We start from the raw sequence: 19,306 nt of genomic DNA, 5'->3' as shown, positions 1-19,306 counted from the left end.
GGGCGGGACGCCCATCCCACAAAATTGTGGAAGTTATTTAATTCTCATTCCTTAGTTGAAAGAATGAATATATTAAAAAAAATCGTCAAGTTAAATTTATTAGGTCTCCGATAATTGGCAAAAAAAATGATAATAAAACCACAAAAATTAGGCGGAGATAAATTTTTAGGGCTGGGATTTTTCAAGCATTCCCAGTGCTGCGAGTCAGATATGCGGAATGTGCGCTAAAGAGCGATCGCACAAAAACTGTCGCAGTTGCACACCGATCGCCTCCAGAGAAAAATGAGTTTCCACCCGAATGCGAGCGCGCTTGCCCAACTCCCGCCCCCACACCCGATCGTCTAAAACCCGACCGAGCCCCCCCGCCAAAGCGGTTGCATCCTCACGGCGCACAACGATCCCGCCGTCAGCTTCGCCCCCCTCGAAAATATCAGGCACTCCAGGCGCGTCAGCAGCCACAACGGGCAACCCGCAAGCCATCGCCTCCAGCGGTGCCACCGGAAACCCCTCATGCCGAGAAGGCAAAGTATAAACGTCAGCAGCCGAGAGGTACTGTCGCATCAAAGCGCGATCGCGCACATATTTATTCACCCAAACAATGCCCGAAAGCTGCATCTGAGCGATTCGCTGGCTCAACTCCTCCGCGTCGCTACCAGTCCCCACCAGCAACAGCCGCAAATCTCGGCCTGGGCGATCGCGACAGATCCCTTCCCAAGCTTCCAGCAAAATATCTAACCCCTTGCGGCGGATGTCAATCCGCCCGTGACAGGCGACAATTTCAGCGTCACCGGGAAAACCCAGCAGTTGTCGAGCTTCCCCGCGATCCATAGGCTGCCACAGTTCCAAATCCAGCGGGTTAAAAATGCGGGCAATCTTGGCAGGAGGCACGCCATAGCGACTTTGCACGCGCTGTACCTCGGTTTGCGAAGCAATAATTAAACCCGCGCTCGCTTTGAGGGCGATCGGGCGCGACAAACCTTCCCAAGGACTAACCTGAAAATCGCCCCCCTGAAACGTCGCAAAAACAGGCAGCCCCATCCGCCACCCCAACCAAGTGCAAGCGTCGAAGCGCGGGTACTCGTATTCTTGGCAGAGAATCGCTTGGCAGTTTTCCCGTCGCAGTTCTCCCGCCAGCAACCCCAGCGGTGTAGCCAGATAAGGAGTAACGCTTTTCACCCCTGCCAACATCAGACGGCCCAGGCCTCGAACCTCTCCAAACATCTCCTGAACCGTCCACCCTTGAGGGTTAACCATCTGGCGACGGACAGCTTGGTAAAGTTGAGGTGCGGGCAGGGTGCAGATTGTTGCACCTGTGTCTTTGTGGGTGTAGCGCACGGGTTCAGCCACGCTACCAGAGATGCAGAATAACACTGTCCGCACCCCTGCCCGTCGCAGCGCCTCAATGTAGCCAAACATCCAGCCCCCCGTCATTTCGTTGCAGAAAGCTTCAAAGGAAACCCCGATGGTATCTAAAAAATCTTCGATTAAATCGCCCCAGTGCAGGAGGGCGATCGTTGGTTCTGGTTGGAAATTCATAAATTTTATGGCTTCTGCCAAGCTGATGCTGTTTCCGTTCCCAGGGAATCAGGTTTGTGCCACCAATAGCTCGTCCACGTTACAGGACTCAGGGCAGTACAGAATAATAAGCGCATGAGGGCAGGCAAGCGAGAGAAGGCAAAATCATGGCAGACTACTGTCAGGGGATTGATAAAAGTAGCAGAACTCTGGTAAGGCAAACCGATTAATCCTGTCAGTTCATCGATCGTATAGCCGCGCCGAACGTGACCCCATTCTGCCATCACCTCTGCTTCAGGCGGACAGAGCGGTTTCATCACGCCGTAGTAGGGAAAGCGCCAGTTTTCATTGGGACTGCTCACTAATAAAAAACCCTTGGGTTTAAGAACTCGCAGCGCTTCAGATACAGCTTTTTGGTGGTCGGGAATGTGTTCGAGAACGTCGAACATCGTCACTGCATCAAAGGACTCATTTTCAAACGGTAAATTGGTCGCGTCGCCACAGATGAAGCGTACTTTTTCCTGCCGATTGCAAGGAACATTTGCATATTTAGGATCGAGGTCAATGTTAGTAATTTGCGCTTGCGGATAAAGTAAAGACGTTAAGCCTCCTTGACCTCCTCCTACTTCTAAAATTTCTTTAAAGGGCATATCTGGCGAAATGCGGTGAATTGCCCGCATCTTTTCTCGGTAAAAGAATCCCAGGGTCAAGGGCTGACCGAAAGGGTTGCGGGCTAAGAAATTGCCCAGCTTTTCTTTATGTGTTTCCGATTTCTTGGTCTCAACAACTGTTGCCATAATCTTCCTATAATTGGAAAAACTATTGATCCTTATTTACACGATTTTTGAGGTAAAAGCTGACTCCCGCAAAGCAACCTAATACCTCTGCCAATAGCGTTCTATTAATCCCTTTAAATCCGGTCAAAAGACCGATTAAAAATCGTTTCACATAATAGAGAGGTAAAATGATGAATAAGCGAAGCAAGTTCCCCCAGTGCTTGTAGCGCCCGAACTGAATCAAAAGGGCCGCGATGTGACCCCGCATATATTGGTACATCTGATGTTTCAAGCTATCGAGATCGCCCCGGTGATAGTGATAAACAACAGGGGTCGGATCGTAGTAGCAAATCCACCCTTCCGCCAGCACTCTATACCATAGCTCTGAATCTTCACTGCACCCAGATGCCCCTGCACCCAAGCGTTCGTCAAAGTCTCCTAGTAACTCAAAAGCTTCACGCCGAAAAGCCATATTTGCTCCTGCACCAATGCGCCAAACGGGAGCGCCTAGGTGTTTCGTATCCTTAAAAAATTCAGCGTCAAAAGTCAGAGATCGGTATCCCCAACCAAAGCCAGTATCACCTTTTTGGAATATTAATTGGGCTTCTGTTTCGAGTTCAGCAGGCAGGACGAGGCCGGTTACAGCGATGATCTTGGGTTCGCGGAAGCTTTGTGCAATCCTGGCCACCCAGTCAGGGTGAACGATCACATCGTCATCGGTAAACGCAATAATGTCGCCTGTACAGTGACGGATGCCAGTATTGCGGGCGATGCTTAAACCAGGGCGAGGTTCTAATACATATTTGACTCCAGGGATCTCAGCCACCAGTTGGCGGGTAGCGTCTGAACTCGGAGCATTATCAATCACGATGAGCTCGTGAGCAGGTTGGGATAAATTTTGCAGGGATTGCAAACATCGCGCCAATTGTTCTGGCCGATTTCGAGTGCCGATTACGACAGAAACAGATGCGCTGCTAGTCTGGTTCAAGCGTTCCTGCAGCTTGGCCAGGGGTTGCTCTAAGGCAGTCAGGGCATCAAACTCAGGGGACTGGTGCCACGCCCGATTTTTTTTGTAAACTTCTGGCAAAGGCGCTTTAAAACCTTGCTCTAGCAGGTGGCTGCCGACTGCAGGCGCGATCGCCAGCGCCGCTAGATTCGCTAGTTGTGAAGCCGAGATTGGCAACTGATCCTCTAAAATCTCCCGTTCGCCAAGGGGGATATTATGCCACCAAAACACTACATATATTCCGGCGTAGTTGGAAATCAAGGGCAATTCAGGAATATTTTCGCTCAATTCGACATTGAGAACTTTCCAAGGCTTGCTCACAGAAATTACCTCAAGAAATATTATTTATGAGCTGTTTAGCCAGCTAATTTTGCACGCCCCAATATCAAGCTGCGTTCTTCTGGGCTCATGCGAACCACACGGCTAATTCCGGCCCACTTACCACGGACAAAACTCCCATTTATCTCCACTTCCGCTGGATTCATCCGCCCCAAAGCTGCTCTTAAAGATTGAATCAGGACATTTTGGGAAGCTTTCACCGCATCGATAATAAATTTCAACAGCCAATCTCGATAAGAACCAGACCAGAGAAGAGAATCGCCCAAAACTTGAGAGGTTCCTAGACCATAGTTAATGTCGATCAAGTATTTTTGAGAAGTACGCCTAGCCGGAATAAAGTGTCTTAACTGACAGTCGGGAGTGTACCACAGGTCGTATCCTGCTCCGTAAATCCGCAAAGCAATTTCCACATCTCCCCCTGATATGAGCTTAGTTCCGATGCGATCTTGAAGTAACGGTTTATCTATCCAGCCAGTATGAGCGAGGGCTGCTCTATTCAGAACTAATCCTGCTCCCACTAAACAAGATTTTTTTTGGGGTTCTGTACCGTGTTCTTGTTGTGCGAAGGAGTACCCATAATTCAATACATATTTGGCTGGTAGAGTTTCCCAATCTAAAATTACTCGACCGCCAAAAGCCCCGCAGTCGGGATGAGCCGCTGCAAATCTAACAGCTTGTTCCACCCAATTTTCTGCCAGGAAGCAATCGTCATCTACAAAAGCAATCCAATCAGCAGTTGTATTTTTAACGCCACAGTGGCGGGCATAGGTTAATCCTTGCTGTGTTTCTGATACTGTAGAAAGCTGGGGAATTTGCCCCAAAACTCGATATTTTTCGACAATTTTCTGCGTATTATCGGTGCAATTATTGTCAACTACTAAAACTCTCCACTCTAGGTTGGGTGACACTCTTTGTTGGGAAAGAGCTGAGAGAGCTTTGTCTAAAACTGGAGCATTGTTATAAGTACAAATTACGATATCAATCGGCGGAAGCTTACTCATATTTAACTATTCTTCCCTGCGTTCAATAGGAAACAGATTTCGGAAAAAACTCTCCTAATTTTAGGCAAATTGCTGCCTAATTTTTTCAATTAGTTTTAAAGAGCGGGGATATTCCCCAAACAGACCTACAACACCGCCCCACAACTCGGCTAGAATCATGGACGGAGGCAATACATGGCACCCTCTGACACTTTTTTGTAACTGATTTAACTGATTGGCAAACCACCAGGCTACAAGCGAGCGCAATTTCGAGCGTTGGCTCGGATCGGTCTGATAAGATTTTACGACAAAAGCCATAAAACCTAAACCCCACGTCCAATACTGGCGGCGCAATTTTTCATATTCCCGGCGGTGTTGGTGAAACACCAGATAGCGAGGCTCATAGACGAGGGGATAGCCAGCGCGAACAACTCGATAAAACATATCTAAATCGCCACCGCCGGGGAGAGGCGCACCTGTATCGAGTGCATCATCAAATCCCCCTAATTTCAGTAGAACATCTCGGCGAAATGCCATATTGCAACCAGCTCCAAATATGCCAGCCCCACAGGGGTATAAGGGATTATAGGGCAAGATTTGACCATAACGAATTTTTTCAAAACCGCGTCGAAAGCCTCCTCTGCTTTCAAATAAAATTTGGGCTTCAGTCACTAACTCATAAGGCAGCACTAACCCTGTAAAACCGCCAGCATCAGGATTTTCTGCCCAAGCTTCCCTCAAGCCTTTGAGCCATTGGCGATCGGGCGTGACATCATCGTCAAGAAAGGCTAATAGTTCGCCATTTGCTTCCTGCAGGGCGCGATTGCGAGCGAAGTCTAAACCTGGTTTTGGTTCCCTGGCATAGCGAACTCCTGGTAGAGAGTCTACCAATTTCTTCGTTCTTTCATCTGAAGGTGCATTATCAACTACTAACACTTCAAAGTAAAGCTTTTCACCCGAAATAGGTGTTTGCAACTTGAGTAAATGTTGCAGGCACCGCGCCAAGTTGTCCGGCCGATCTTTCGTACAAATTGCTACTGTCAGCGGCGGAAAGGGATCGCCATTTTCGGCAGGAGTTAGCTCTTCTCTAATCGATTCCTGAAGTAACTTAATGCCAACCTCCCGTTCAATGATTTTAGCTAAATCTTCAGGAGAAAGGACGGTCTTGGGAGGAAGAGGCTGCATGATCAAACCAACAGCTTTATCTTTGCGCCGCACAACTAAGGCAATTCCTGTATCCTCCTCAGAAATTATCAGATTTGGGAGGGGCTGTGTCACTTCAATGTCAAGGATGGGATAAGGCATAAATAATTCACCAACTTACTCTTAGTTTTTTACTTAGTTTTGTACGTTACGGTGTTGCAAGTGATAAAGCTTGGCGAAGAGGCCGTCGAGTTTCAGCAAATACTGGAGGTTGCCTTGTTCGATCGCCCTGCCATTTTCCATCACAATAATTTTATCCGCATTTTCTATCGTCGATAAGCGGTGAGCAATGACAATGACGGTACGATCCTGGCTGAGGGTATTGAGGGCATCCTGAATCAAGTTTTCGGCAATACTATCCAGAGCATTCGTTGCTTCATCCAGAATTAGAATATCTGGGTTGCGGACAATCGCCCGAGCGAGGGCAATGCGCTGCCTTTGCCCGCCAGAAAGGCGAACGCCGCGATCGCCCACTTTCGTGTCATACCCTTGCGGCAGTTGGCTGATAAAATCGTGAGCATTGGCAAGTTTTGCCGCCTCAAAAATTTCTGCCTCGGTTGCTTCTAAACGCCCGTAGGCGATATTATCCCTCACCGTCCCGCTAAAGATATGGACATCTTGGCTGACAATCGCAATTCGTTTCCGCCAGTCCATTAAATTCAGTTCTTTTAATGAGCAGTCGTCAACATAAATTCCTCCTGACGTTGGCTCGTAAAAGCGGCAGAGGAGGCTGATGATCGTAGATTTTCCCGCACCCGATGGCCCCACTAAAGCAGTCGTTTGGCCGCGTTTTAACTCGACGGAGACAGCCTCTATTGCCGGCCGATCTTCAGGATTGTAAGTTAAGGAAACTGACTCAAAATAGATCGCCTGCTTCAGCTTGTCAAAGGGAACGGTACCAGAGCGGATGTAAGGTTTATCCGAAGTGTCTAAAAAAGACATCACCACTTCAGCAGAACAGGCAGTAGAGACTAAACCTAACCTCGCGATATCTAGTTGTTGCACCTGCGGTTGCAAGCGGTAGAGGATGAATAAAAAAGTCAGCAGCGTTGGCATAGCTGACTGGTTTTGCAGGAGGGCGATCGCCAAAATTGCTAGCAGGAGGAGTGCGGAAAAAACTTCATAGAGCGGATTGATGAGCCCTCCCAGCATATCGAGTTGCAAAAAGGTGTTTCGCACCTGCTGGGAAGCGCGATCGAAGCGTTCTTGCTCGTAAGATTCCCGTCCAAAGGAGCGGATGGTTTTCATCCCCCCTAATCCCTCCCACATTCGGACAGCGAGCTGAGAATTGGCGTCTACCGCTTGCTGTGCCAGATGTTTGACTCGGCGTGTCACCAACTGGATGAACTGTGAGATGAGGAAGAGCGCTATACTGATAATTAAGGTGAGTTGCCAAGAGATGAGCAGTAACAGCGTCGCCAGGACAGTAATCGTACAAGCAGACGTAATCAAGTTAACAAACAAACTCAAAGCTTTGCTAGTCTGCCAACTCTCTGTTGCCAAAATATTCATAATCTTTCCCGATTCGCTGCGCTCTAAGAAAGAGTAGCTAACGGTTAAAGTTTGGTTAAAAATTTGGCAGCGTAATCGGTTGCTAATTCGCGAATTTAACCAAGCAAAAAGTAGAGAATTACTATAGACAATCAGGTTTTTGATGAGGATGCTGACTAAAATACAAGATGGAATGATTAAGGCGCGGTAGCCAGCAGGAACACCAGCGAATATCTGGTTCAGAGAATCAATGAAAGAATTGCCAGTTACAGCCTGAGTTTGTTCTTGCTGTAAAGTTTGCAAAAAGGGAATGAATAAGCTAATGCCAAAGCCGTCGGAAAGGGAAGCAAGCATACCCAAGGAAATCATTGCCGGGATTGCCCAAGGATAAAGCTTGAGGAGGGGTAGCAGAGTTCTAATAGCCTGAATTTCTTTTTTCATAAGACAACTCTGCCTTTGTCGGTGGCGTGGCGCTAATTTTTACTTAAGGGAGCGTGTCAATATTTGGTTGATTTCGCTGGACAAGGAGGGAAATTGACTGGTGAAAAATGTTCCCTATCGTTACCATGAATTCGATCTTTTTGCGCCGGAGCTCTACCAACACCTCCCGGCCCATCGGTTGGTTCTCAGAGTATGGCGTATCTTCTACTCTCACAGGTGCATCTAGAGCATCCTGATGTTTCCCAGACTGGGATAATAGGTTTAGAAGGCTCTTTCCCAATACTATGTAAAAGCCAGAACGTAATAAGGGTGAGATGCACTCAGTTTTTAAAGCTTGGAATAACCAAAAGAGCGCGGTGCGATCGCGGCCGTTGCGGCTGCTTTGGTTCGCTAAGTACAGCAAAAAATTACTGGTAGATAATCGGTGCAGGAAATCGGGAATTTCGGGATGCCGTTGCTTGGCCGCTTGCAGCATCAAAGATTGAGAATTCGCCATTGTCGTATAGTTGGTAGACATAGTGTTATACATTCTGCGATAGCCAATGGAAAATTCCGGCACGGCTCGAAATTGATAAAGCTCTGCTATCCGCAGGTATAAGTCCCAGTCTTCACAGCCTTGAGCATTCCTTTCCTTCAATGTCTTGTCATAAACCCCCACCTTTTCCAAACAACTGCGACGGATCATAGAAGCACTCGCGTTTCCTATAAAGTTGTGGCAGATTAGGGTGGCGTACACGTCACCTTCAATTCTAAAAGACCGGAATCCTCCTGTTAGCAATCCTTTTTCATCTAAGTCCACTGTCCACGAATAGACTACCCCTACTTCTTCCCCTCCCTCCAACATAGATTCAACTTGTTTTTCTATGTTTTCAGGATACCAAATATCATCGGCATCAATGGGGGCAATATATTCTCCTCTGGATTTCTGAATTCCTAAGTTTCGAGCAACAGCGACTCCAGAATTTGGCTGTTTCAGAAGCTGGACGCGAGAATCTTTTTGGCCAAATTTTTCGACAATTTCAGGGGTTCGATCTTGGGAACCGTCATCGACTACTAAAACTTCAATTGCTGGATAAGTTTGAGCTAAAACTGATTTCAGAGTTTCTTCAATAAATGGCTCAGCGTTGTATGCAGGGATAATGACTGAGACGAGAGGTAAATTGGGAGATTTTTGAGAATCTGGCTGCATTGCTTTTTAACAAGATTTTTCAATTTTTTTTCTTTGTAGATTGGCATATCTACCTTACACTCGTCGCAGTCAGGACTTACACAGTCGCTGGAAGAGATAGCCGAGAAACCCCTAATAAAAATTGTACCGCCTTCTCTGTTCAACGTCAATGGTATATAGCACGTATCAATGAGTTGTGCAAAGCAAGAGAATGGTGATAGACTACAACTAAAAGTTATATTCTAAATGATAAAAAGATGCTAGTCGGCCCACAGCTACTTCGTTCAGCAATGATTTTTATTGTTTCATTGATTACATAAATCCGTGTTCTGCTAAGAATTCGGGTGTAATTGTTCCTAAACTGTTGATTGCGGAATCTTCTTCCCAAGGTTCGGGATGGGATTTTGAGCCGCTGCGGAGAAATTTGGCGACATATTTGCCCAGAATATCTGCTTCTAAGTTTACTAAACTTCCTGGTTGCAAATAGCTGAGGTTTGTCTCACCAAAACTGTGGGGAATGACAGCAACTTCAAACCAATTGCCGTCAGCATCGCAATCTGCCACTGTTAAGCTGATGCCGTTGACGGCGATGCTGCCCTTGGAAACGATGTAAGGTGCGATTTGACGTTGCCATCCCGAATTTGCTGCCGGTGGGGCAGTAAACCGCATCTCCCAAGCGTTGGCGGTTTGGGTTGATGTCGCTAAAGTGCCGATCGCATCTACGTGCCCCGTCACAAAATGTCCCCCCAATTTGCTACCGGCGCGCAGGGAGGTTTCTAGGTTCACCAAAGCATCGGGGAATGATCCCAGAGTAGTGCGGCGGAGGGTTTCTGGGGAAGCGACGGCGACAAAACCTTGCGGCAGAACTTCCACTACCGTCAAACAGACTCCATCCACGGCTACGCTGTCCCCAATGGCTAAATCTTGTAAAATCTGGTAGGAGTTGTTTGATGTGCAGGAAATTTGGAAATAATCGTTGCCTAGCGACTTCAGTTTTCCGAGAGATTGAATTAGTCCTGTAAACATAAGTATTTTTCCTTAGTCGATCGCTTATTTACATGAAACCACAGGCACAAACCAGACGCAGGAGGTTTTGCTGTCCCCCTCTCCCCCGGAGTCTATCGAAAATCTAAAATCTAAAATCTAAAATCGATAGTCCCAGATCAGTTGCAGATTCAGGCGAAGATCGAGTCATACTGGATTTAGGTGATCTTTATGTCCAAGTTCTCTACTGCCTTACAGTTTCTTAATTCTATGAGGCCGATCGAATGATTGAAATGAAAGTCGCTGGAATTGCCTTAGATGCAGCCACGCGCAGCCCTATTGTCCTATTGAGAGACTCTACTGAGCGACGCGCTTTGCCTATTTATATCGGTCAGGAGCAAGCAAAAGCTATTATTAGCGCGATCGAAGGCCACAAGCCTCCTCGACCCTTAACTCACGATCTGATGGTCAATTTCTTAGAGGCATGGAGTCTTACCTTGGAGCGTATAGTTATTCACTCGCTGCAAGATAACACGTTTTATGCCGTCCTGATCGTCCGTCAGGGAGAAGTTAAAAAAGAGATCGATGCCCGACCTAGCGACGCGATCGCCCTAGCCCTGCGAACGAACTGCCCCATCTGGGTGATGGAAGAAGTCGTCGCCGATGCTTCGATACCGGTCGATCGAGATGCTGATGAGGCAGAACGCCGGGCCTTCCGGGAATTTATCTCAAACCTCCGTCCAGAGGATTTGATTAAGAGAAGCGGTTTCAGCCCAGGCGAAACTTCCTAAACTTTATGCGCTATCGACGGTTTGGCAAAACGGAGTTGCACCTGTCTGTATTTTCCTTGGGAACCATGCGCTATTTGGCTTCTGAGGAAACTGCCTGTCAGACTGTACAACAGGCGGTTTCTCAGGGAATCAATCACCTGGAAACGGCTGCAGGTTACGGTTGCAGCGAGGAATATCTTGGCGCGGCCCTTTCGGCTGGTTTGTCTGTCGATCGATCGCGCTTCCACGTCACTACAAAAATTTCCCCAACCGAGGATGCAGCAGCAATGGAACGCTGCATCGACGCATCCCTCAAACGCCTGAATTTAGACTATATCGATTGTCTGGCAATTCACGGTTTGAATACTTGGGAACATTTGGCGATTGTGCGATCGCCCACAGGCTGCATGGAATCTGTACGCAAAGCCCTCGCCGATGGGATCATTCGGCACGTCGGCTTTTCCACTCACGGGCCTCTAGATCTGATTTTGGCGGCAATCAATACAGATTTGTTTGAATTTGTCAATCTGCATTACTACTATTTTTTTCAGCGCAACGCCCCGGCAATTGAACTCGCCAAGCACAAAGATATGGGCGTTTTCATCATTTCCCCAGCCGATAAAGGAGGGCAACTCTACACGCCCCCGGAAACTCTCGCACAATTGTGCTCGCCTTTCTCGCCCTTAGAGTTAAACTATCGGTTTTTACTTAGCGATACGAGGATTGGGACTTTGAGTGTGGGCCCTGCAAATGCCACAGAATTAGAGCAACCCCTGAAATATTGCGATCGCGACTTTCCCCTCACCCACGCCGAAATCGCTGCGTTCGATCGGCTAGAATCGGTTATTGCAGCCACTTTGAAAACCGACAAATGCAGCCAGTGCTATGCCTGTTTGCCTTGCCCGGAAAACATCAACATTCCCGAAGTATTGCGACTCCGCAATCTCGCCGTCGGGTGCGACATGACTGACTTTGGCAAATACCGCTACGCCATGTTTGAAAATGCCGGACACTGGTTTCCTGGCAGCAAAGGCAACCGATGCACCGATTGCGGCGAATGTTTACCTCGGTGTCCCGAAGAGTTAGACATCCCAACCCTGCTCAAAGATACTCACCAGCGACTCGGTGGCAAAGCAGGCAGGCGGTTGTGGGATTGAAAAAAATGTGAAGCAGGGAAAAGGCGATCGAGCGTATCTAAGTGTTGCAATAATTACGCTAAACTTTGGTTTAAGTAAATTTAGGATACAGTCGATCGAACAACTACTTAGTTTGGCGAGTCTATGGGCCAGCCTCCCGCAACATGGCAAAAAGCCTTTTTGAGGAGTGCGAGTATCTTGCACAGCCAAGCCTACATCTAAGCGGGAACTCTCCGGCTCGCACTCTTGTCAAAGCACTCATTTGGATGCTCCCAACACACTTTAAATAGGAGCCGACAGTAGATGTAAAAACAACTAAATAAGACAATCTGATTAACACCGAGAAACTGATTTCTTTGAGAATACCCCAGTCATTTTCTTGCTGGGTGGGCGCGGGCGATACCGAATAATTTTATGACGATTGATTAACCCAATTAGATATAAAATCTAAAATCGTTCAACTGAGCGCTCACGCCGAAGTCTTAGCTCTAAAATCTAAAATCTAAAATCTAAAATTGATTGATTGCCTTCCCGATTAATTGATGGCCTGTCATCTACAACCGATCCCGCATTTACTACTATGGCTCATACTCAGTTAAACGACAGCCAGCAAAATTGTCGGCAACAAACTAAAGTTGCGACTTCCGAAAGAAGATTGAAAGCAGCTTTCAAGCCCTGTACCTACAAGTTATCTGTTACCAGAAAACAGCTAATCGGACTGCTGACTTTACAAACAATCTTGCCCGTGGGACTAACGGCAGCAGCACTTTGGCTAACATCGGCAGTTGAAAGCAATCAACTGCAAAATCAAGCTAAATCCGAACTGAGCCTTAGTGAAATTAACTACAATCTCCCACTCGATCGCGCAGCCGACCGTTTGCAAAACTCCTCTGACAGCAAAACGATCGCCCAAATAGCCTTAGCTTACAACAGCGGCAAAAATTTATCATATTTGCAAAAATCTGTCAAGCAAATTCTCGAAAATCAAGTCAAAACAGGGGAAATAGACAGCGCGGCCTTAGTTGGAAAAAACAGGCAGATAGTGGTTAGCGTCAACCCCAACCAAAAGGGAAAAAGTTTTAACCTGCCAAAAATAGTCGATCGAGTATTCGCTACAAAAAAACCCATTACAGCTACCGAAATCATTGCCAAATCAGAAGTTCAGGAACAATTGGGATCTTTGCCGCCCGGAAAGGGCGATCGACCTGTTCTCCTCCACTACGCAGCAATTCCCATAAAAGATCCCAAAAATCAGACAGTGATTGCGGCCTTAGTGTTAGGAAAAATTATCAGCCAAACTTCGGCGGTTGCTAACACCGAAACCCTCAAATTACAGGGCGGCGGATATCAGGCTATCTACGCACCGCTGGCTGACGGCAAATTTGTTTTGGCTTCGCAAACATTTACAAAAAACCAACAGTTACCAGACTTGCTGGCAGAAAAATCGCTGCTGACATCTGCACTCGCAGCAGGCGGCAAACCAGTCGCCGGAAACGTACAAACAGGCAGTCAAACTTATGCTGTAGCTGCCAAATCCCTTGGCAATTTAGCCGGAAAACCAGCCGCAATTTTAGTGCGATTCATCCCCAAAACATCAATAGAAACTTGGTGGGAAAACAACTGGCTGCTGGCAATGTCTGCGGCTGCCCTTGTCCCCTTCGCCTTGGGAGTTGCCGTCACTCGCCGGATTGCCAAACCCGCTAACTCAGATTTATCAACAGCAGAGGGGAATTGGGCATTTAACTCCAGCGCCGAACTGTCGCAGCGATCGCGGACATTTGATATAATTTATGACAATTTAAATTTCGGCGAATTCCCCGATTTATTTCCTAAAAAATCTAGTTTAGATGGTCAATTAGCAGTCGATTTTCGATATAAAAAAATTGCGGGCGCTCGGCCGATCGCAAATCCCCACATCCCGCTTGCTTTCCAACCCCTAGAATTGCCCGAAAGCTCCGTCTCAAACCAGTCGCGGCAGGTAAATACAGAAAATACAGAATTAGAAAAAAGCGCGATCGCCTTAAATCTAGTCCAGGAAGCTTGGCAAGACTTAAATCGCCTCAACTTGGAATTGCAGCCAGAAATAGTCGATCGCCAAAACACTCAAAAAGCCCTGCGAAAGAGTGAAGCACTGCTGCAAGCGATTTTAGACAACTCAACAGCAGTAATTTACATCAAAGACCTTGACGGAAAATACCTGCTCACCAACCGCCATTTTGACAATTTGTTCGACATCACCAAAGAGCAAATAACAGGGAAAACCGACGGCGATATTTTTCCCCAAGACTCTTCAGCAGCCTTGCGAGAAAATGACCTGAAAGTTCTCGAATCCTCCTCGCCCATAACTCTCGAAGAAATCATCCCTCAAGACGATGGCCCGCACACTTATATTTCTCTGAAATTTCCCCTCTGCAACTCCGAAGGTAAAGCTTATGCAGTCGGTACAATTTCTACAGATGTGAGCGATCGCAAACTTGCCGAACGCACCCTAGAAAAAGCCAAAGCAGAACTAGAAATAGAAGTCGAACAGCGCACCCTATTCCTCAAACAAGCCAACGAACTCTTGCGGTTTGAACTCGCCGCCAGAGTCCGTGGCGCCATCACAGTCAGACAAATGACGGCTCAAGTAGCCCGACACGCCAGAACAGTTGACGGCATTCTCGGTGCTTCTCTTGACCTAATTTTTCTAGTAGATCGATCGGGAAAATACACCTATGTCAGCCGCACCGCCGCTCAAGCTGCCGGCATGAACCCCAGAGAAATGATTGGCAAAACCTGGCAGGAATTAGGCTGGCCGCCAACAATTATGCAGCGGGTTCACCAAGAATGCCAGGGCATATTTGCCACAGCCGAACCCGTCAAAGGCGAAGTAATTGTCCCCACGGCAAACTGGGGAACCCGCGACTACGAGTACATTCTCAGCCCGGTTTGTGCGACAGACGGCAGCGTCGAAGCGGTGGTGGCGACACTTCGGGATATCACCGAACGCAAAGACGCTGAGGAAGCATGGCAGTTGGCTAAAGAAGCCGCAGAAATCGCCAACCGCGCCAAGAGTGCTTTTCTGGCAAATATGAGCCACGAGTTACGCACTCCCCTGAACGCGATTATCGGCTACAGCGATATGCTAGCGGAAGATGCCGAAGAGTTAGGCAATTTAGAGGTAGTCTCGGATTTAGACAAAATTCGCACTGCTGGCAAACACTTGCTGCGCCTAATTGACGACATTCTAGACATTTCCAAAATTGAAGCTGACAAGATGGAGATTTACCTCGAAAGCTTCGATGTTGGAGGCTTAATTGAGGAGGTGGTAACAACTATCAAACCGCTAATGGATAAAAACGGCAATACTTTGGAAGTATTGAGTTCTGACAATATCGGCGCGATGCACGGCGATTTGATGAAAGTGCGGCAGGTAATGCTGAATTTGCTCAGCAATGCTGCTAAATTTTCTGCTAATGGGACGATCGTGCTTACTGTCGAAAGAATTACCAGCGAAGAATTAAAAAATAAATATCAACCGAGAGTTGCTCAAATGTTAATTTTGGATGCAGATTTTTTAATTTTCCGAGTGACGGACACGGGTATCGGCATGACACAAGAACAACAAGAGCGACTGTTCCAGCCTTTCACTCAAGCCGACAATTCAACTACTCGCAAGTACGGCGGTACTGGTTTGGGACTGACTATCAGCCAGCGTTTTTGTCAGATGATGGGCGGCGATATTGAAGTTTCTAGCGAGTTAGATTGTGGTTCTACTTTTACTGCTTGTCTGCCTGCTTCATTGTTTAGGCGATCGGAATTTTAACAATTTTGCAGAAATAAGAGCAAGAAGAGTCGGCGGTTGAAACCGCTACTCTACAAACAAAGTCCGCCTCCGCGGACTGAAGAATAATAAAATTAACTTGTTCCCAGGCTCCAGCCTGGGAACCTAAATCTAGAGGCTCTGCCTCGCTTGGAAACATGGAGGCAGAGCCTCCGGATCTGCGTTACTAGGCTGAAGCCTAGTAACGAGTAATTTAAAATTATCTGCGTTTATCCGTGTTTATCTGCCTTACATCTGCGGTTTCTGTATTAATGAATGATTTATAAAATCTTGGCTAATAATATGATGAATTACCACAAAATGCGCCACGAAAATCAAGTTTCTCGCCGCAAACACGGCATTTTGACAAAAAGTTTATTTTTGTTCCCGATCGCCTGTTATGCGTGCCTAGGAGCCTTGCTGGGTGAGCAATCGGCGGCCTATTCCCAGGAGCCGGTCTGCCCGACTGGCAGCGCTGCTAATTTCCCGTCGCCCCCGCTTTCGCAAACGGAAAAAAGCGTGCCGAGTCTGTGGTTAGCTCAAAAACAGTTTGGCGGAAAATTGCTCGATCGCTGGTTTGTTGATCCCGGTAATACTTGGGTAATTATCATAGTCAACCGCCAACTTTGGAGTTTGCTCGATTATATGGAACGCTATCAGTTTGTTAACCGCTTTGGCACTGTCGCCAACGATTATGGTTACAATGTGCGAGTTTGCAACCGTCAAGGCACTGCTTTGGCAGTTTATTCGTGCAAGGGCGATCGGCTTAACTGTCGGATTGATTTAGAATCTCTCTCAAATCCAGGTCTTCGAGGAAGGGTGAAAGGCTTTTAGATTAGTGTCCTTACAAGAGTTAGGACACGGCGCCGTGCCTTTGGGAGTGTCAACTTAAGGTCAAACCCATAGTCCGGCAAGGGTTGAAACCCCTGCCTCAAAGCTAAAGTCGTCTGAAGACGACTAATGAGTTCTTCAGTCCTCTTTGAGAGGACTTTAGCTATTAGACAGGGGTTTCAACCCCTGGCGGGCTCGCGGGATGACTGTAAATTAACTTCTCACTACTTGCCTAGTTTCTTGCCAGAGCGATCGATACAGCGAAATGCCCGCATCCCCAAACGGCAGCAGAAAGTCGCTAGCAGCAAGAATCTTAGCATCCGGCAACAACACAGAATTAGTGCGAACAGCTTCCGGCAAATCTTCGGGTTTCATGCCGACAATTATCGGCGAACTAGCCTTAGCCAGCAAAGATAATTGAGGAGCAATCCGAGGCTGCAAGCAAAAATCAATCCATTTGTCAACTAAAGAAACTGGATTCCCTGATGCTGGTTGTACCCACAAATCCGTCCAAAGTGCAGTTCCCGAAACTGGAATTACTAAAGCAATATCCTTTTGAGTTTGCAGCAGCGGCAGCAAGTCCCCAGAGGAACCTACTGCCAACCAAGTATCGCCTAAAACTAATGGTTGCAGGTAAGAATCAGAACTATAAAGTTTAACTTGTTGGTGCAGATTTGCGAGTTCTTTTTTAAGATTTGGGACTTGATCTAATTGCTGCGTATTGTAAGATTTTCCGAGTTTTTTTAATGTTAAACCGATAACTTCTCTGGCACTGTCCGGCAGAGAAATTCGATCGCGCAATTCGACTCGCCACAAGTCTTTCCAATCTGTCGGAGTCCACCCCAAAGCCTTAAATTTGTCGGTTCGATAAGCAATTACCGTACTTCCCCAGCGGTAAGGTGCAGCCCACACTTTACCTTGAGGATCTAATTTACCCTCATCGTTGCGCCTGACGAGTTTTTGCCATCTTTCGGGCAATTGTGGCCAATTAGCAAACTTAGCAGGATCGATCGGCTTAATCAATTTTTGCCTAATTGCCAAAGTCAGCCAGTAATCTCCCAACATCACCAAGTTAGCTTGATTTTTTGATTCGGGAACCCGTTTCCACTCCTGCAACAGGGCGAATAATTCTTTTAATTGTGCTTCTTGCCTTACCTGTAACAGCGGAGACGGTTGTACATCGCGGCTAAATTTGCTTACCAGTTGGGCCGGAATACCGTTTTTGAGCGATCGAATTTTGAGAATCGGCTTCGAGTCGCAGCCTGCCGCCAATTGACTTAAAGTTAGGGTGGCGGCCCCCAATAGCAAAGACCTTCGTTTCACCTGTCAATCCGCTTTTCTAAATATTGACCCATCGTTTTGTGTTCTAGAGCCCCGGAAATAATTGTTTGTCGAGTCCGGTAGTTGGCGCTGATTTGTTTTATTTCTTTTTCAAACACAGAGCCATTGTACTCGGTTCTGCTGCGCTGTGAGTCTGTTTGACCGAAACCATCCAGGATACAATCCCCCGAATTTATCTCGCGCAAGTCAATGCTTCAATTCTAAAATCTAAAATCTAAAATCTAAAATCGCGCAATCGATTGGCTCTTGCCCTGATTTTACCTTCTACCTTGTCGATCGAGCTTTCCGATGCCGAAAACTCCCTCAGCTTAACGCCTAATTTCTCTGCTGCAAGTTCCTTTGAGCCAGTTGTGCTCGCCAGCCGGGTCGATCGACTGCATCTGTGTTACATTTTTTAATATAACGAAACAACGAGAGCGCTGCCATCTGCCGTTAGATGACGCTTTTTACACAACCGAAGTGAAAAAGTATTTTTATATCGGCGACAGATTAATAACTAAAAAAACTAAAAACCAATTTATCTAAATCCTGAAAGCACTAGCGAGAGCGAAGTCAATCTAATAGGACGCTGTGCGATCCGACTCTCATAAACCAGATTTTTTAACTCTGATTGAAGGTTTGAACGAAGTATGGGGGTTAACCCACCCGGTTCCTGTGTCTAAGACTATCTAAAACCTAAAATCTAAAATCTACAATCGACTCACCAATGGCGATCGATTATCTTCAAGCTGGCTCCCTAAATCTACCGTCAGGATTGGGAACACAACAATTAAGTCAAAAATTAAATAATTTAGTGATAAATCCAAGTTATGTAAAGATTTACCTAAAATGTAAAGATATTAAGTTACGAGCCAAAGGATAATTGTATGGAAGCGCTCCGCCAGCAAGTTACAGTATTGAGCCAACAAGTCGAGGCCCTCTACAAACTCATAGAAAACCTCAATGAAAAGCTCTTGGAGTCGGCCAAGGAGACGAAGCTGACTCAGCAACAGAGAAACGATCGCTCTGGAACGCTAGGAAATGACCAAACCTCGCCCTATCAAAGCTACAGCACTCTTGACGGCCTCCTCGAACACAAAGACATACTGTTAGATGACAGCTACTTCGACAAGAATTCTCAAAGCCTGGAAAAAGAGCTGAGCGCAGAGATTCAAATCCAGCGCTTAACTGCTCAGCTAACAGCAGCTTACAATCGAATTGCCGCCTTGGAAGAACAGTTGCTCTCCAAAAGAATGCACTCGCAACATCTAGGCGGGCCTAATTAAATATTGCTAGCGGGGATCGGGTAGTAATTCAAAAAAAATACAAGTTGCGTTGATTTATGCTCGTCTACTTATAGATTCATTGCATAGAGTTTTTTATCTCCCGCAATTAGCAGGGGGAATACTGCATGAAAGGGAGATATTGTGTAGAAATAGGAAGGCTATTTCTTTGGTGAACAAGATTTTTTTACAAACCGCAGAGGGCGCAGAGGACGCAGAGAGAGAAGAAAGAGAAGAAAGAGAGAAGTTCACAAATCTGGC

The 19,306-nt window shown here is 46.8% G+C and carries 16 protein-coding genes; 6 read left to right on the top strand and 10 right to left on the bottom strand.

Features of this window, described 5'->3' with window-relative positions; translation table 11 throughout:
- Window positions 1-204: 204 nt before the first annotated feature.
- The 8 genes from QUB26_RS20825 to ribE form a co-directional block, all read right to left on the bottom strand.
- Window positions 205-1,536: a glycosyltransferase family 4 protein gene (locus tag QUB26_RS20825; RefSeq protein WP_333319522.1), complete on the bottom strand. Its 1,332-nt coding sequence runs from the start codon at window positions 1,534-1,536 to the stop codon at window positions 205-207.
- Between the two features lie 5 nt (window positions 1,537-1,541).
- Window positions 1,542-2,312, bottom strand: a complete 771-nt coding sequence (locus QUB26_RS20820; RefSeq protein WP_333244171.1) for a class I SAM-dependent methyltransferase — start codon at window positions 2,310-2,312, stop codon at window positions 1,542-1,544.
- A gap of 22 nt (window positions 2,313-2,334) precedes the next feature.
- Window positions 2,335-3,618: a glycosyltransferase gene (locus tag QUB26_RS20815; protein ID WP_333319520.1), complete on the bottom strand. Its 1,284-nt coding sequence runs from the start codon at window positions 3,616-3,618 to the stop codon at window positions 2,335-2,337.
- Between the two features lie 35 nt (window positions 3,619-3,653).
- The gene (locus tag QUB26_RS20810; protein WP_333244165.1) at window positions 3,654-4,637 is read right to left on the bottom strand and encodes a glycosyltransferase; all 984 of its coding nucleotides are present in this window, start codon (window positions 4,635-4,637) and stop codon (window positions 3,654-3,656) included.
- A gap of 60 nt (window positions 4,638-4,697) precedes the next feature.
- Window positions 4,698-5,921: a glycosyltransferase gene (locus tag QUB26_RS20805; RefSeq protein ID WP_333244162.1), complete on the bottom strand. Its 1,224-nt coding sequence runs from the start codon at window positions 5,919-5,921 to the stop codon at window positions 4,698-4,700.
- Window positions 5,922-5,954: 33 nt separating this feature from the next.
- Window positions 5,955-7,751 (bottom strand): ABC transporter ATP-binding protein, encoded by a 1,797-nt coding sequence (locus tag QUB26_RS20800; protein ID WP_333319518.1) that lies wholly within the window; start codon window positions 7,749-7,751, stop codon window positions 5,955-5,957.
- A 43-nt stretch (window positions 7,752-7,794) separates the two neighbouring features.
- A complete protein-coding gene (locus QUB26_RS20795) occupies window positions 7,795-8,940 on the bottom strand; it encodes a glycosyltransferase family 2 protein (protein ID WP_333244156.1) in 1,146 nt (381 codons plus the stop codon).
- Window positions 8,941-9,231: 291 nt separating this feature from the next.
- Window positions 9,232-9,945 (bottom strand): riboflavin synthase, encoded by a 714-nt coding sequence (gene ribE / locus QUB26_RS20790; RefSeq protein WP_333244153.1) that lies wholly within the window; start codon window positions 9,943-9,945, stop codon window positions 9,232-9,234.
- Window positions 9,946-10,187: 242 nt separating this feature from the next.
- Between ribE and QUB26_RS20785 the strand changes: the two genes are divergently transcribed.
- From QUB26_RS20785 to QUB26_RS20770, 4 genes are all read left to right on the top strand, one after another.
- On the top strand, window positions 10,188-10,694 hold the full coding sequence (locus QUB26_RS20785; protein ID WP_333319515.1) for a bifunctional nuclease family protein: 507 nt from the start codon (window positions 10,188-10,190) through the stop codon (window positions 10,692-10,694).
- Window positions 10,695-10,699: 5 nt separating this feature from the next.
- Window positions 10,700-11,830 carry an aldo/keto reductase gene (locus QUB26_RS20780; protein WP_333319513.1) on the top strand — a complete coding sequence of 377 codons (1,131 nt, stop codon included), beginning with the start codon at window positions 10,700-10,702 and terminating at the stop codon, window positions 11,828-11,830.
- 559 nt (window positions 11,831-12,389) lie between these two features.
- Window positions 12,390-15,614 carry a PAS domain-containing protein gene (locus QUB26_RS20775; RefSeq protein WP_333319511.1) on the top strand — a complete coding sequence of 1,075 codons (3,225 nt, stop codon included), beginning with the start codon at window positions 12,390-12,392 and terminating at the stop codon, window positions 15,612-15,614.
- Between the two features lie 300 nt (window positions 15,615-15,914).
- Entirely contained in the window at window positions 15,915-16,445 is a 531-nt protein-coding gene (locus tag QUB26_RS20770; RefSeq protein WP_333319508.1) for a hypothetical protein, read from the top strand.
- A gap of 210 nt (window positions 16,446-16,655) precedes the next feature.
- Here QUB26_RS20770 and QUB26_RS20765 read toward each other — a convergent pair whose 3' ends face one another.
- On the bottom strand, window positions 16,656-17,765 hold the full coding sequence (locus QUB26_RS20765) for an extracellular solute-binding protein (protein WP_333319506.1): 1,110 nt from the start codon (window positions 17,763-17,765) through the stop codon (window positions 16,656-16,658).
- Window positions 17,762-17,968, bottom strand: coding sequence for a phycobiliprotein lyase (locus QUB26_RS32070; RefSeq protein WP_445299630.1), 207 nt, complete (start codon window positions 17,966-17,968; stop codon window positions 17,762-17,764). Before QUB26_RS32070 ends, QUB26_RS20765 begins: the two co-directional genes overlap by 4 nt.
- Window positions 17,969-18,022: 54 nt before the next feature.
- On the opposite strand from QUB26_RS32070, the gene QUB26_RS20755 reads away from it, so the two are divergent.
- On the top strand, window positions 18,023-18,181 hold the full coding sequence (locus QUB26_RS20755) for a hypothetical protein (RefSeq protein WP_333319504.1): 159 nt from the start codon (window positions 18,023-18,025) through the stop codon (window positions 18,179-18,181).
- A gap of 468 nt (window positions 18,182-18,649) precedes the next feature.
- On the top strand, window positions 18,650-19,048 hold the full coding sequence (locus tag QUB26_RS20750; RefSeq protein WP_333244132.1) for a hypothetical protein: 399 nt from the start codon (window positions 18,650-18,652) through the stop codon (window positions 19,046-19,048).
- Window positions 19,049-19,306 lie beyond the last annotated feature (258 nt).

This window comes from Microcoleus sp. B4-C1, from assembly GCF_036705285.1.
Lineage (GTDB): Bacteria > Cyanobacteriota > Cyanobacteriia > Cyanobacteriales > Microcoleaceae > Microcoleus.
This window is presented reverse-complemented; position numbering and strand designations above follow the sequence as displayed.

Excerpts from the sequence above, each read along its gene's own strand:
- QUB26_RS20825 (WP_333319522.1), bottom strand. The coding sequence starts at position 1,536 with ATGAATTTCCAACCAGAACCAACGATCGCCCTCCTGCACTGGGGCGAT.
- QUB26_RS20820 (WP_333244171.1), bottom strand. The coding sequence starts at position 2,312 with ATGGCAACAGTTGTTGAGACCAAGAAATCGGAAACACATAAAGAAAAG.
- QUB26_RS20810 (WP_333244165.1), bottom strand. The coding sequence starts at position 4,637 with ATGAGTAAGCTTCCGCCGATTGATATCGTAATTTGTACTTATAACAAT.
- QUB26_RS20805 (WP_333244162.1), bottom strand. The coding sequence starts at position 5,921 with ATGCCTTATCCCATCCTTGACATTGAAGTGACACAGCCCCTCCCAAAT.
- QUB26_RS20800 (WP_333319518.1), bottom strand. The coding sequence starts at position 7,751 with ATGAAAAAAGAAATTCAGGCTATTAGAACTCTGCTACCCCTCCTCAAG.
- QUB26_RS20795 (WP_333244156.1), bottom strand. The coding sequence starts at position 8,940 with ATGCAGCCAGATTCTCAAAAATCTCCCAATTTACCTCTCGTCTCAGTC.
- ribE (WP_333244153.1), bottom strand. The coding sequence starts at position 9,945 with ATGTTTACAGGACTAATTCAATCTCTCGGAAAACTGAAGTCGCTAGGC.
- QUB26_RS20785 (WP_333319515.1), top strand. The coding sequence starts at position 10,188 with ATGATTGAAATGAAAGTCGCTGGAATTGCCTTAGATGCAGCCACGCGC.
- QUB26_RS20780 (WP_333319513.1), top strand. The coding sequence starts at position 10,700 with ATGCGCTATCGACGGTTTGGCAAAACGGAGTTGCACCTGTCTGTATTT.
- QUB26_RS20775 (WP_333319511.1), top strand. The coding sequence starts at position 12,390 with ATGGCTCATACTCAGTTAAACGACAGCCAGCAAAATTGTCGGCAACAA.
- QUB26_RS20770 (WP_333319508.1), top strand. The coding sequence starts at position 15,915 with ATGATGAATTACCACAAAATGCGCCACGAAAATCAAGTTTCTCGCCGC.
- QUB26_RS20750 (WP_333244132.1), top strand. The coding sequence starts at position 18,650 with ATGGAAGCGCTCCGCCAGCAAGTTACAGTATTGAGCCAACAAGTCGAG.